Source organism: Haloarcula limicola, from assembly GCF_010119205.1.
GTDB lineage: Archaea > Halobacteriota > Halobacteria > Halobacteriales > Haloarculaceae > Haloarcula > Haloarcula limicola.
Genome location: NZ_WRXM01000001.1, coordinates 858,244 through 870,318, shown reverse-complemented (window position 1 = coordinate 870,318; position 12,075 = coordinate 858,244). Strand labels below are relative to the sequence as shown.

The following is a 12,075-nucleotide window of genomic DNA, read 5'->3' as shown; positions in this document are numbered from 1 at the left end:
AACCGACAGGTGTGCTACCGACTGCCACGATGGTAAATGGGTCGCAACCGAGCGCGCCAACACCTTTTTTCACTCCCATGCGCGTGGACTCGGACGAGATGACCTCCCGCTTCGCCGCAGTTCGCGCCGTCTGCCGCCGGTGGCTCGCCCTCTACGTCCCGGTCGCCGCGCTGCTCCTCGGCGCGAGCACGCTCGCCGGATACCTGTTGGGAAGTGCCGTCCCCCTCGAAGCGCTCCCGACCGCCGAACAAGCCGGATCGAACCCGTTCATGCCGGCCGAACTGACCACCGTCAACATCGCCGTCAACAACCTCGTGGCGATGTTCGTGATGCTGCTCGGGGCTGTCTCGCTCGGCATCGTCACCGTCCTGGCGCTCGTCCTGAACGGGCTTCTCATCGGTGCCGTCGTCGGTCTCGCGGTCCAGCAGGTCGAGCCGACCGTCGTCGCCGCGCTCATCGTTCCCCACGGCGTCATAGAAATTCCGGCGCTGCTCATCGTCGCCGCCGTGGGGCTCCGCTTCGCGCGGCTGACCGTGCGCTACCTCCGCGGCCTCGAAGACGAACTGGTGACCGAACGCGATTTCCGCGAGGCGGGGTGGCTGGTCGCCGTCGCCGCCGCGATGATCCTCGTCGCGGCCTACGTCGAGGCGACGATCACCCTCGAAATCGCCGAGCGGGTGGCTGGCCGGGAGCTAGCGAACGTCTGAAACCGCGGCAGCAGAATTAGCTGATGAACTCGTTGTCCCGCCAGTTGATGCCGTCGGCTTCCTCGTCCTCGGCGGGGTCCTCGACGACGTTGATGGAGGCCGGGCGCTCCTCGCCGTCGACGATACGGATCGCTTCGAGCTCGTCGTCGACCGAGGCGATAGCGGTCAGCGTCCCCTTCTCGGCGACTTTCGCGACCTCACAGAGGACCTCGAACATGGCGTACTGGAGCGCCGTGTTCTGGAGGACCGTCTCGCGGTCGCCCTTGAAGCAGGCGTACTCGACGAGTTCCGATTCGATCTCCTCCTCTTCCTCTTCGAGCGCGCCCCACTGCGGGCCGCCGCCCGTCGACCCGGTGCTTGCGGCACCGGGCGGCCCCATCTCGTCGGGGTCCTCCTCGTACACCCGGTTCTCGGTGACGCTGGCCTTGAGCTGGGCCGTCGGCGTGTACTTGCTCATGCTCTCGTCGGTGGCGACGGCGCTGACGATGAGCGTGTTGTTCCGGCGGGTGATGTCGATACTCTCGATTTCCTCGGGCAGATCGGGATCCTCGAAAAAGTCGTATGTATCTTCCAGTGGCAGTTCTAGCGTCGAGTGGAGTCTGTATACGCGGCTGGTCATGGTTGGGAGCGTGTGTCAATCGTCGACGGCCGTCCGCTGACGCTGCTGTCATCCCACTATAGGGACCACGTGCATATAGGGTCTGTCCTTCCTGTTAGCCATCCAAACTGAGGCCTAAGAGAGGGCAAAATAGACTAAAGCCCTTTCTAACCGAAAATTACGGGACTGACAACTCGTATCCGAGTTTCAGTCGTCGGCCGCGGCCGCGTCGTCTCCGACCGCGGCGTCCGCTTCGATGCTCGGCGGGTACTTCCCCCGGTCGAGGCGCAGATCCGACGCGGGACGGGCCATACAGGTCAGTGCGAAGTCCTCGCGCTCTCGCTCGGTGAGTCCGCGCGCGGCGGGTTGGGTCACCTCGCCCTCGACGATCTCGGCCGAACAGGCGAGGCACATCCCCACGCGACAGGAGTACTCCTGTGCGATTCCCTCCTCGATACAGCGCGAGAGGATGGTCTCCTTCTCGGAGACGGTGATCTCCTCGCCCGTCCCCACGAACTCGACGGTGTAGTCGGTCATACGTCGGCGTTCGAAACCCCTCGGGAAAACTCTTTATACGGACTGTTGTCGCCGTTTTTCGGTATGTACCATTCCCGTGGCGGTACAATACCGAAATGACCTACGACAGTCCGTATTCCGCCGTGACCCGGCGATACCGACCGGTTCCGCCAGTCGGAACGATTTTCTCTCTGGGGTGAAGACGAGGGTGCATGACCACACACCAATGCGACGTGGCCGTCGTCGGGGCGGGGACGTCGGGGTGTTACGCGGCCGCGACGGTCGCCGACGCCGGCTACGACGTCGTCGTCGTCGAGCGCAAGGACGCCGAGGAGGCGGGCCACATCGCCTGCGGGGACGCGCTGAAGGGAGCCAGCGACTTCCCGGAGGCCATCCCGAAGTCCCGGCTCGAACCGGCCTTCACGAACACGGGCGTCGACCACGGGCGCTTCGAGATTCCACAGGAAGACACCGTCTTGGAGATCCCAGTGCCGGGCGAACTCGCCGTCATCGACCGCTGGGAGTACGGCCGCTGTCTCATCGCCGGCGCGGAGGACGCCGGCGCGGAGTTCCACTACGACACCGTCGTCCAGGACGTGATCCAGTCGGACGACGGCGAGGTGACCGGCGTGAGAGCCGTCCGGAAAGGCGACCCTACCACCTACGAGGCCGACATCGTCGTCGACGCGGCCGGCGCGCTCTCGCTGCTGCAGGACAAGACGGAGCTAGAGGACGCCACGTTCGATACGAACGTCCGGTACTCGCAGTTCTGCTCGGCTTACCGGGAGATCATCGAGGTGGACGAACCGGTCGAGTGGGACGACGCGCTGGTGTTCAAGCCCACCGAACGGTCGGCGGGCTACCTCTGGTACTTCCCCCGCACCGAGACCGAGATCAACGCCGGACTCGGCTTCCAGATGAACGAGGAGCCGATGGAACTGGTCGACGACCTGAAAGCCGACCTCCGGAACCGCGAGGAGTTCCGGGGCGCGGAAGTGCAGGACAAACTCGGCGCGGCGCTCCCGACCCGGCGGCCCTACGACTCGGCGGTCGCACCCGGCTTCATGGCCGTCGGCGACGCGGCGGGCCACGTCAACCCGACCACCGGCGGCGGCATCGCGGGCGCGGCCTACGCCGGGAAGTACGCCGCCGAGCAGGCCATCGAGGCAATCGAGGACGGCCGCACCGGCGACGAGAGCGCGCTCTGGGAGTACAACGTCGACGTGATGGACCACTTCGGCGCGCGCTACGCCGCCTTGGACGTCTACAACATCTTCACGACGGCCTACGACGTGGACGACTTGATGGGCTTGCTGGCGGCGCTCCCGGGCGAGAAACTCGCCGAGGCGCTGTACGGCGGCTCGACGAGCGTCAGTTTCGGGCTGAAGGTCAAGATGGCGATGAAGAGCTTCGGCCACTGGGGGACCATCTACGACCTCTACCAGACGAAGAACCTCGCCGACCGACTGCTCGACCACTACGAGCGCTACCCGAGCGACCCCGGCGGCTTCGCGGCGTGGCAGCGCGAACGCGACGCCATCATGGACGACATCTACGAGGTCACCGACGCGGAAGCGAAGTACTGAGCCGGCCGCCGCGCCGAAAAACGGCTTCCGATAGCGTCCGAACGTTTATTCTCTATACCGACGAAATCACGACCAATCGCACTGGGCGTGGGGGCGGACAGTGCCGTCGGGGTCAGGGGCAGCGATGTGACGCATCGACCGATCCGTTCTGCCACCTGCGGGTGCGAGGGGTTCACGATGACAGGAGCGACGTACGACACGCGGAACAGAGCGGTTTCGCCAGTCGTCGGCGTCGTCCTGCTCGTCGCGATCGCGCTGTTGCTGGCGGCGACGACGGCGATGCTCGCGTACGGCATCGGCGAGGACTCGAAGGGGCGGACGCCACAGACCGCGTTCGATTTCGACTACGACCGCGACGTCGGGGGGTCGGACTCGCTTTCGATACGTCACGCCAGCGGCGACACGCTGACCGCGGGCGACGTCTCGCTCGTCGTCAGCGGCGCGTCGGCGTCGTCAGACCCGAACGGGGAGTACGGGTTCGACGCGTTCCCCGCCTTCGGCCCCGGGTCGTCCGTCAGCGCCGGACAGCAGGTCACGCTCGACGGCTCGACGGTCGTGAGCGTCGCGAATCTGGACCTCTCGGCGGCGACGGTGACCGTTCGGTGGGCGTCGCCGACCAACGGTCAGACCGTTCGGCTGGCCCGCTGGACCGGGCCGCAAGTCTGAGGATTGCCCCGTCTCGGCGATTCAGTCCAGCCGAGTGATCGCGTCGGCGAGCGTCTCGATACCGATGGCGAGCGACCGCTCGTCCACGTCGAAGGTGGGCGTGTGGTGGCCGCCGGGGTGGTCGGTGCCGACGCCGACGAACGTGGCCAGCCCGCCGCGGCGCTGGACGCGGTCCATCAGGTAGGTGGCGTCCTCGCTGCCGCCGAGTTCGGCGCTGCGGAGGCGCGAATCGACGCCGGTGGTCTCGCCCGCGGCGGCGTAGACCACGTCGGCCAGTTCCGCGTCGCTCTCGGCGCTGGGCGCTTCGGCCGTCGTCTCGACGCTCGACTCGCAGTCGTGCATCTTCGCGGCGTGCTCGACCACCGTGTCGGCGCGCTCGCTCATGTACTCCTTCAGATGGGTGGTCTCGCCGCGGACCTCCCCCTCGATGCGGGCCGACTCCGGGACGATGTTCGTCGCGGTCCCGCCCTCGACGACGCCGGTGTTGATTCGGGTGTCGCCCTCGCCGTGCCGCCGGATGGCGTGGAGATTCTGGACGGCCGTCGCCAGCGCCTGCACCGCGTCCCGGCCCTGTGCCGGATGGCCGCCGGCGTGAGCCGATTCGCCGGAAAACGTCGCCTCGAACTGCCGCACCGCGAGGAACCCCCCGACGCCGGCGACGATCTCGCCGGTCGGGTGGTCCAGCCCGATGTGAACCGCGAGCAGGCGGTCCACGTCGTCTAAGACGCCGCTCTCGACGACGGCCTTCGCGCCGCCGATGACCTCCTCGGCCGGTTGAAAGAGGACGTGGAAGGTCCCCGAGAAGTCGCTCTCGGCGACCGCTTCGAGGACGCCGATACCGATGGTCGCGTGGGCGTCGTGGCCGCAGGCATGCATGTACCCCTCGTTGGCCGAGCGGAACCCGGCGTCGGCCGGCGCGTGCGTGACCCCCTCGGACTCGGTGATCGGGAGCGCGTCGATATCGACCCGGAGCGCGACAGTCGGCCCCTCGCCGCGCTCGATGGTCGCCAGCGCGCCCGTGTAGCCGCCGGCACAGGCGTCGAGGACGTCCTCGCGCGCCCCCGCTTCGCGCGCTCGCTCGTGCCACTCCGCCAGTACCGACTCGTCGGGGAGGGCCATCCGGGCGTCGCCGTCCAGTATCTCCGGGCCGAGGCGCAGCCGGTCGACGCCGATTCGCTCGACTTCCTCGACGACGCGACTCGTCGTGTAGAACTCACACCACGCGGGTTCGGGATAGCGATGGAGGTCCCGCCGAAAGCCGACGAGACGCTCGTGTCGGTCCTGGTCCATACGGGCGAGAGGTGCTCCGAGAACTTATAAGGCGTCTCGTCCGGCGCGGCTCGCGTCGGGACGAACGCGGCGGCTTACGATCCGCTACCGACCTGCGTGCGCTGCTCGATGCCGGCCTCGACGTGGACGCCCGGCGGGAACGAATCCTCGGTCACGTCGCGGGCGAAGTCCTCGTAGCCGACGATCTCGATGGTGCGCGTGTAGACGGTGTAGTTCCACGGCTCGAAGCGGCCGCCGTCCGGACCGAGCGTCTTCGACTGCGGAACGCGCAGTTCCGTCGGTTGCTTCGGGTGCGGTCCCTTGAGTTCGACGCCTTTCCGTTCGGCGCGGTCTTTGATGTCCGCCACGACGTCGTCGAGGCGGTGGCGGTCCCCACTCGTGAGTGTCAGGGTCGTGACGAACGGCATCTCTGGAGAGTCTCGCCGGCGAGCGCTAAAAGGCTCTCCGCTTCGCGTTCGACCCGACGGGGAGGGACTATCGTGTACGACCGTCGCTTCGGCGAAACGGCCCCCTCAAGCAGTCTCCGGGCGTACAGCCTGACTTCGGCGACGAGAGCCGCCGTCGCGCAGTCTCCGATATTCTCTTAAGTACCCATGCAGTAACCTATCGTAATGATAGAGGCCACGAGCGCGGGAGCCATCCTCTTTCGCGATACGCGTGGCCGGCGGGAGTACCTCCTGCTCAAGAGCCGACCCGGCGATTGGGAATTCCCCAAGGGCGGCGTCGAGGGCGACGAGGAACTCCAGCAGACCGCCATACGCGAAGTGAAAGAGGAGGCCGGAATCGGCGATTTCCGGCTCTTAGACGGTTTCCGCAAAGACTACGACTACGTGTTCGAAGCGAACGGCAACACCATCCACAAGACGGTCCACCTGTTCGTCGCCAAGTCCTTCGAAGCGTCCGCAGAGCTATCGACGGAACACCGTGACCTGCAGTGGCGCGACTACGAACAGGCGGTCAACACCGTCACGCAGGACGGCCCCCGGGAGATCCTGGAGGACGCTCACGAGTTCTTGGACGAGCGACTGGAGGACGAAGAGGAGTAGGAGAACGTCGGCTGTTCCGGGGCGAACTGCGCGCCACCAGTCCCGACTGTGAGCGGACGCGGCGTTCGGGGAGTAGCCACGGTACGAATAACTTGGCGAAAATATTTAAAGATAATCTTAAATAGCTCGTTCGAATAACGGTACCCGAACTATGATATTCGGGTTCGACGAGTCTGAATTCAAGAAGGCGACGGCGTCAATTTTCGTCGTCCTGCTGGTGACCGGCTTCGTACCGATTCTCAATCTGGTGCGCTTCGTCCCCTTCTTCAAGGAGATCCTCCTCGGAGCGGCCGTCGTGGCCGTGTTCACGACCATCGAAGACACGAAAACAGCTATCAAGTTCGCGCTGGTGACGGGGATGATCGCCGCCGTCGCGTTCAACCTGATCTACATTCCGGGGTCGTTCGTCCTCGGTGGCATCATGAGCATGGGCGGAAGCAACCCCGACGCGGCCGGCGGTATGGCCATGCTCGCGGGGCTGGGGGCGCTCACGAATATCGTCGGCCTCATCTTCATGTCGCCGATCGGGTATACTATCGGCGGGGCGCTCGGCAGCGTGCTCAACAGCTAACTTCGGCCGTCACGCCGGGGAGTATAATACTCCAGACCTGATTCGTTAGTGTGTGACGGCAAGCGAGTTCGCATTCGAACTCTGTGTCTGCCAGTGGGCAGAGCGCGAGTGGTCGCCCGCCCGGGACGACTCGGCGGTGTTCGTCGCCCGCCAGCTGGGGACGAAGTACCGCCGCTGGGACACGCTGATTCTCGAATGCGACCCCGACGGGCTGCGCCGACGGGCCGAGTTCGGAGCGACGGCGTTCGATTCGGACCTCTTGCACGTCCTGCGACACGCCCCGGCGGACTGGCAGTTCTACCGCGACGCGCTGCCGGACCCCGGCTATCCGTGGCGGTACGTCCGCGAGTCCATCCACGAGGCCGCCGACCGGGACGCGTTGGAGACGCGAAAGCGGGGCAACCGCATCGAGATTCGCCGCCGTCGCGAGTATCCCGACTGGCTCCGCCGCATCGTCGCGATCGAGAACAAGCCCGACCTCTCGGCGAGCGCCGCCCGCGACCTCGCGGACCAGCTCGAACGCGACGTGGCGCTGGGGCTGGCGGACGAGGTGTGGGTGGCGACGGCGGCGACGGGCGAGCGCATCGAGCCGATACTGCTCTCCGATTTTCCCGCCGCCGCGGGCGTCCTGACCGTCGACGCCGAGCGCGGCACCGCCGACCCGGTGTGGCAGCCGCGCACGCTCGCCGTTTCCGACCCCGGAACTCGCATCCTCGACCGGCCGACCGACGACGCCAGCGCCGCCCGCTTCGAGTACGCCGACCCCGACTGGAAGGCCGAGAAGCGACTGGCGATCGCCGAGCGAGCGTACGAGCGCGGCTGGCGCGCCTACGCGGAGACGATGCGTCCGGACTGTCGGCACTTCCGGTTGCGGGCCGACGAAACCGGCGTCTACCCTCACTGTGCGGCCAAAGAGCGACTGCCCACGCAGAAAGAGTGTCGCGGGTCCTGTCACGAGTACGAGCCGGAACCGCCGGTCTGGCGCACGCGCGGGTGGCCCATCGAGGGCGGTCCCGGCGCGGCGATCAAGCGCTTGCTCGATCGGCGTCGCCGTCGGTCCCGGCCGGGGCTCGCGGAGAAGTGACTACGAGTCGAGCACTTCGACGTCGACGTCCTCGCGCTCGACGGCCAGCCGAAAGGTCGGCACCGTCTTCTGGACCGTCTCGACGATGCCCTTATCGGCGAGGCTCCGAAGCGCCGAGCGGACCTCGTCGACGTCGGATTCCTCGCCGGCCTCGCGCAGGGCGTGCAACACGGAGACGACGCTCTGGCTCTCCTCGTCGGGACCGGCGATGACCTCGACGATGGCGGCCTGCAACGGCGTGACCGCGATGGTCTGGACGCGGTCGGAGTCCTCGCCGTCTATCAGCGCGGTCGCTTCCGGCGTCGCACAGATGAGGCTGTCCTCGTTGCGGTAGTAGTACTCCTTCAGTTCGGATTCGAGGTACTGGTGGACCTCGCTGCCGCTGTCCATGTCCCACAGTTCCTGCAACTCGCCGTTCTTCGTCGGCTGGCGCTCGACGATGTCCGCGAGTCGCTCGCGGGCCTCCTCCGAGAGGGTCATTGCCCGCACATAGCGCCAGCGGTGTTACAAGCGTTCTGGAGTCGGTCAATCGCGCCCGGCGAACGATATTTGACCGCTCGAACCCGTAGCCCCACAGATAGTGATTTCGCGCTCCCGCCTCACGGTCGCCGTCGCCCTCTCCCTCTTGGGGGCGCTCACCGTCGTCGCCGTCGTCGCCGTCGGCCCGGTCGTCGCGGCCGACGCTCGCCTCGCGCTGACGGACGCGACCGTCACGCCCGCGACGCCGACCGCGGGCGCGCCGATAACCGCCGAGACGACGGTTCGGCTCTCGGCGGGCAGCGACACCCCGCTGACCGTAGAGGAGGTGATCGTCCGCGACGAGGAGACGGGTGAAGTCCTCGGAGCGGCCACAGACCTCGGCCGTCTCTCGCCCGGCGAGACGCTGACGGTCCCGGTCACCTTCACCGTCGACGAATCCCGGTCCTACGATCTCAGGATCGTCGCCGTCGGTACCGACAGCGACGGCGAGCAAGCGCGGGCGGCCCGACCGCTGGCGGTCGGGGTCGAGCGCGGGCGGCCGCAGGTCGAACTCCGGACCGAGGGCCTCGTGGCCGGCGCGGACACACCGATTCAGGCCGTCGTCTCGAACCCGACGACGGCACCGCTCCGAGGCATCGAACTGCGGGTGACGAACCCCGAGACCGGCGAGCGCACGCGGCGCGCTATCCCGACGCTGGCCGCCGGCGGGTCCGCGACGCGGAACTTCTCGGTTCGGGCCGCTTCACCCGGTGAGACGCCGCTCGAACTGACGGCGACGTACACGACGGCCACGGGGGTCGAACGGACGGCGACGGCGACGCGGACAGTCCCGGTCGCGCCGCTCTCGACCGACGTGGGCGTTCGCGTCCGGCGAGCGCAGACCGACGACGCCGCGCAGGTGACCGGCGGACTATCGGGGCTGCTAGGCGGCGGTGACGGCGGCGCGCTGCGACCCCAATCGAGCGAAAGCGAGGAAGAGGGCGAGTCGCTGGTCGACGTGACCGTGACCAACTTCGGCAACGCGCCGGTCGAACGGGTGGTCCTCGCCGGTGAGACGACGGAGGGCGAGACGCTGGAGTCGATCGGGCGAATCGTCGTCGCCGACGCGCTCGCGCCGGGCGAGTCGGCGACGGTCACGGTGGACCTCTCGACCGTTCCGGCCGCCGACGGCGTTCGGTTCGTCGCCGGATACGACGCGCCGGACCGGCGAGCCGAGAGCGCGGCCGTCTACGACTACCGCGTCGCCCGCGGCGACGCCACCGTCACCGGACTCGACGTCTCGGTCACCGAAGGCGGCCGAGTGACCGTGGACGGCAACCTCGCCAACACCGGCGACGGCGAGGTGACGAGCGCCGTCGTCGCCGTCGAACCGACGGAGCACGTCCGGCCGGCGTACCCCCAGCGCGACTACTTCGTGGGCACCGTCGCCGGCAGCGAGTTCGCACCGTTCGAACTGACGGCGCGGGCCGATACGGCGAACGCGACGGCGGTGACGGTCCGCCTCGACTACGCCGTCGGCGGGGACCGCGTCACCGACACCGTGCAGGTCCCGCTGCCGCCCGAGGAGCAGAGCGACGGTCGAGACTGGCAGACGCTCGGTATCGCCCTCGCGGCGGCGATCGCGCTGGTGCTTACCGTCGCTCTCGCGCTGTTCGTCCGCCGGTTACGGGGCCGATGAGGCCCAAAAACGGCCTCGAACCGGCCCCGCCGCTCCGCCTCGTCGACGTGAGCAAGCGCTACGACAGCGGCGGCGGTGGCGTGGTGGTCGCGCTCTCGCACGTCGACTTCGCCGTCGCCCGCGGGGAAGTCGTCGCCGTCGTCGGCCCGAGCGGCAGCGGCAAGAGCACGATGCTCAACGTCCTCGGGCTGCTGGACGAGCCCACGAGCGGGCGGGTCGAACTCGACGGGAAGCCGACGACGGGGCTGACCGAGGCCCAGCGCACCGACGCCCGTCGGGAGTCGCTGGGGTTCGTCTTCCAGGAGTTCCACCTCCTGCCGACGCTGACCGCGCTGGAGAACGTCCGGTTGCCGACGGCGTTCCTGCCTGGTGACGCCACCGACCGGGCGCGCGACCTGTTGGAGCGGATGGGACTGGGCGACCGACTGGACCACACGCCCGACGAGCTATCGGGCGGGCAGAAACAGCGCGTCGCCATCGCTCGCGCGCTGATAAACGAGCCGTCGGTCCTGCTGGCCGACGAGCCGACGGGCAACCTGGACCGCGAGACGGGCCGGAACATCCTCGAAGAGTTCCGGCGCATCACCGACGAGGACGACGTCGGCGTCGTCGCGGTCACGCACGACGACCTCGTCACCGAGTACGCCGACCGCACCGTCGAACTCGTCGACGGGGTGATTCGCCGTGGGTAGGAACGGCCGGCGGTTTCCGGCGCTGTCGCTGGCGACGCGGAACCTCTCGCGCCAGCGCCTGCGGGCGGCGCTCGCGGCGCTGGGCATCGTCATCGGCGTGTTCGCCGTCGTCACGCTCGGCCTGCTCGGGAACGCGCTGAGCGCCGCCGCGACGGAGGAGCTCGGCGGCCTGGGCGATCAGGTCATCGTCAGCCCGTCCTCGGACAGCGACCGGGAATCGCTGGACGCGCGCGACCTCGCGGCGGTCCGGCGGGCGGCGGACGGGCGCGGGACCGTCGTCCCGCTGAAGGCCACCGGCGGGTCGGTGCGCGCGAACGGCGCACAGACCGTCGCGCAGGTGTACGGTACCGACAGCCCGCGGGCGCTGTTCGGTAACGGAAGCGACGCCGTCCCGGCGTTTCACCGGCAGGGAGCCATCGTCGGTGCCGACCTCGCCGCGGACCTCTCGCTGCGGGTGGGCAGCACGATAACCGTCGAGGAGAACGAGTACCGCGTCGTGAGCGTCCTCCCCGAGGTCCAGAGCATCTCGCCGCTCCAGCCGGATTCGGCGGTGATCCTCCCGCCCCGCGAGTTCGCCGCGCCGGGCTTCTCGCAGGTGGTCGTCCGGGCGGACTCGGCGGCCGACGCGCGGGCCGTCGCCGACGGCGTCGAACGGCGGCTGAACGCGAGGCAGGAGCGGGTCAGCGTCTTCTCGCTGACGAGCGTCCTCGACCAGATCGCGGAGTTCTTCGACCTGCTGAACGGTTTCTTGCTCGCCGTGGCCGGCGTCTCGCTGGTCGTCGCCGGCGTCAGCATCTTCAACGTGATGCTGATGTCCGTCTCCGAGCGGCGGGGCGAGATCGGCGTCCTCCGCGCGGTCGGCGTCCACCGGCGGCAGGTCCTCCGAACGCTGCTCGTGGAGGCGGCGCTGTTGGGGGTCGTCGGCGGTGCCATCGGTGCGATTCTCGGCACCGCCGCCGTCGTCGTCACGGCCACGCAGACCGAACTCCCGCTGTGGGCGGTGTTGCTGCCCGGCAACGCCGCCGTCCCCCTCGGCGCGTTCGCCTTCGGCGTCCTCGTCGCGCTGGTCGGCGGGCTCTACCCCGCCTACCGCGCGGCGTGGGAGCCGCCGGTCGAGGCGCTCCGGGGCTGACCGGCGCGTTTTTGACCGCTCCCGGTCCA

At 68.3% G+C, this 12,075-nt stretch carries 14 protein-coding genes; 9 read left to right on the top strand and 5 right to left on the bottom strand.

The features are described 5' to 3' along the window. The first annotated feature begins 77 nt into the window (after positions 1-77). Positions 78-707, top strand: a complete 630-nt coding sequence (locus tag GO488_RS04510) for a stage II sporulation protein M (RefSeq protein ID WP_241692890.1) — start codon at positions 78-80, stop codon at positions 705-707. A gap of 16 nt (positions 708-723) precedes the next feature. Here the strand turns inward: GO488_RS04510 and GO488_RS04505 are convergent, their stop codons facing one another. Beyond that, on the bottom strand, positions 724-1,326 hold the full coding sequence (locus tag GO488_RS04505) for a DUF7110 family protein (RefSeq protein WP_162316600.1): 603 nt from the start codon (positions 1,324-1,326) through the stop codon (positions 724-726). A gap of 186 nt (positions 1,327-1,512) precedes the next feature. Further along, the gene (locus GO488_RS04500; RefSeq protein WP_162316599.1) at positions 1,513-1,842 is read right to left on the bottom strand and encodes a 2Fe-2S iron-sulfur cluster-binding protein; all 330 of its coding nucleotides are present in this window, start codon (positions 1,840-1,842) and stop codon (positions 1,513-1,515) included. Between the two features lie 191 nt (positions 1,843-2,033). On the opposite strand from GO488_RS04500, the gene GO488_RS04495 reads away from it, so the two are divergent. Continuing rightward, positions 2,034-3,407, top strand: a complete 1,374-nt coding sequence (locus GO488_RS04495; RefSeq protein ID WP_162316598.1) for a geranylgeranyl reductase family protein — start codon at positions 2,034-2,036, stop codon at positions 3,405-3,407. Between the two features lie 177 nt (positions 3,408-3,584). Beyond that, positions 3,585-4,073, top strand: a complete 489-nt coding sequence (locus GO488_RS04490; RefSeq protein WP_162316597.1) for a type IV pilin domain-containing protein — start codon at positions 3,585-3,587, stop codon at positions 4,071-4,073. Between the two features lie 21 nt (positions 4,074-4,094). Here GO488_RS04490 and GO488_RS04485 read toward each other — a convergent pair whose 3' ends face one another. Continuing rightward, a complete protein-coding gene (locus tag GO488_RS04485; protein ID WP_162316596.1) occupies positions 4,095-5,363 on the bottom strand; it encodes an amidohydrolase in 1,269 nt (422 codons plus the stop codon). A gap of 74 nt (positions 5,364-5,437) precedes the next feature. Further along, a complete protein-coding gene (locus GO488_RS04480) occupies positions 5,438-5,770 on the bottom strand; it encodes an uS10/mL48 family ribosomal protein (RefSeq protein WP_162316595.1) in 333 nt (110 codons plus the stop codon). A 204-nt stretch (positions 5,771-5,974) separates the two neighbouring features. Between GO488_RS04480 and GO488_RS04475 the strand changes: the two genes are divergently transcribed. From GO488_RS04475 to GO488_RS04465, 3 genes are all read left to right on the top strand, one after another. After that, entirely contained in the window at positions 5,975-6,409 is a 435-nt protein-coding gene (locus GO488_RS04475; protein WP_162316594.1) for a bis(5'-nucleosyl)-tetraphosphatase, read from the top strand. A 151-nt stretch (positions 6,410-6,560) separates the two neighbouring features. Beyond that, complete coding sequence (locus GO488_RS04470) at positions 6,561-6,980, top strand: hypothetical protein (protein ID WP_162316593.1); 420 nt, start codon at positions 6,561-6,563, stop codon at positions 6,978-6,980. 52 nt (positions 6,981-7,032) lie between these two features. After that, entirely contained in the window at positions 7,033-8,064 is a 1,032-nt protein-coding gene (locus GO488_RS04465) for a DUF5787 family protein (protein WP_162316592.1), read from the top strand. On the opposite strand, the gene GO488_RS04460 is transcribed toward GO488_RS04465, so the two are convergent. After that, positions 8,065-8,544, bottom strand: a complete 480-nt coding sequence (locus GO488_RS04460; protein WP_162316591.1) for a DUF5797 family protein — start codon at positions 8,542-8,544, stop codon at positions 8,065-8,067. 100 nt (positions 8,545-8,644) lie between these two features. Here GO488_RS04460 and GO488_RS04455 point away from each other — a divergent pair, with 100 nt between their 5' ends. Genes GO488_RS04455 through GO488_RS04445 form a run of 3 tightly spaced genes read left to right on the top strand, consistent with a single transcriptional unit; the run spans position 8,645 to position 12,046 of the window. Beyond that, positions 8,645-10,222, top strand: coding sequence for a COG1361 family protein (locus GO488_RS04455; protein WP_162316590.1), 1,578 nt, complete (start codon positions 8,645-8,647; stop codon positions 10,220-10,222). Further along, complete coding sequence (locus tag GO488_RS04450) at positions 10,219-10,914, top strand: ABC transporter ATP-binding protein (protein WP_162316589.1); 696 nt, start codon at positions 10,219-10,221, stop codon at positions 10,912-10,914. The genes GO488_RS04455 and GO488_RS04450 overlap by 4 nt, the downstream gene beginning before the upstream one ends. Then, positions 10,907-12,046 (top strand): ABC transporter permease, encoded by a 1,140-nt coding sequence (locus GO488_RS04445; protein ID WP_162316588.1) that lies wholly within the window; start codon positions 10,907-10,909, stop codon positions 12,044-12,046. Before GO488_RS04450 ends, GO488_RS04445 begins: the two co-directional genes overlap by 8 nt. Positions 12,047-12,075 lie beyond the last annotated feature (29 nt).

Bases quoted from the DNA above. Each gene is read 5' to 3' on its own strand.
- GO488_RS04510 (WP_241692890.1), top strand. From the start codon at position 78: ATGCGCGTGGACTCGGACGAGATGACCTCCCGCTTCGCCGCAGTTCGC.
- GO488_RS04505 (WP_162316600.1), bottom strand. From the start codon at position 1,326: ATGACCAGCCGCGTATACAGACTCCACTCGACGCTAGAACTGCCACTG.
- GO488_RS04500 (WP_162316599.1), bottom strand. From the start codon at position 1,842: ATGACCGACTACACCGTCGAGTTCGTGGGGACGGGCGAGGAGATCACC.
- GO488_RS04495 (WP_162316598.1), top strand. From the start codon at position 2,034: ATGACCACACACCAATGCGACGTGGCCGTCGTCGGGGCGGGGACGTCG.
- GO488_RS04490 (WP_162316597.1), top strand. From the start codon at position 3,585: ATGACAGGAGCGACGTACGACACGCGGAACAGAGCGGTTTCGCCAGTC.
- GO488_RS04485 (WP_162316596.1), bottom strand. From the start codon at position 5,363: ATGGACCAGGACCGACACGAGCGTCTCGTCGGCTTTCGGCGGGACCTC.
- GO488_RS04480 (WP_162316595.1), bottom strand. From the start codon at position 5,770: ATGCCGTTCGTCACGACCCTGACACTCACGAGTGGGGACCGCCACCGC.
- GO488_RS04475 (WP_162316594.1), top strand. From the start codon at position 5,975: ATGATAGAGGCCACGAGCGCGGGAGCCATCCTCTTTCGCGATACGCGT.
- GO488_RS04470 (WP_162316593.1), top strand. From the start codon at position 6,561: ATGATATTCGGGTTCGACGAGTCTGAATTCAAGAAGGCGACGGCGTCA.
- GO488_RS04460 (WP_162316591.1), bottom strand. From the start codon at position 8,544: ATGACCCTCTCGGAGGAGGCCCGCGAGCGACTCGCGGACATCGTCGAG.
- GO488_RS04450 (WP_162316589.1), top strand. From the start codon at position 10,219: ATGAGGCCCAAAAACGGCCTCGAACCGGCCCCGCCGCTCCGCCTCGTC.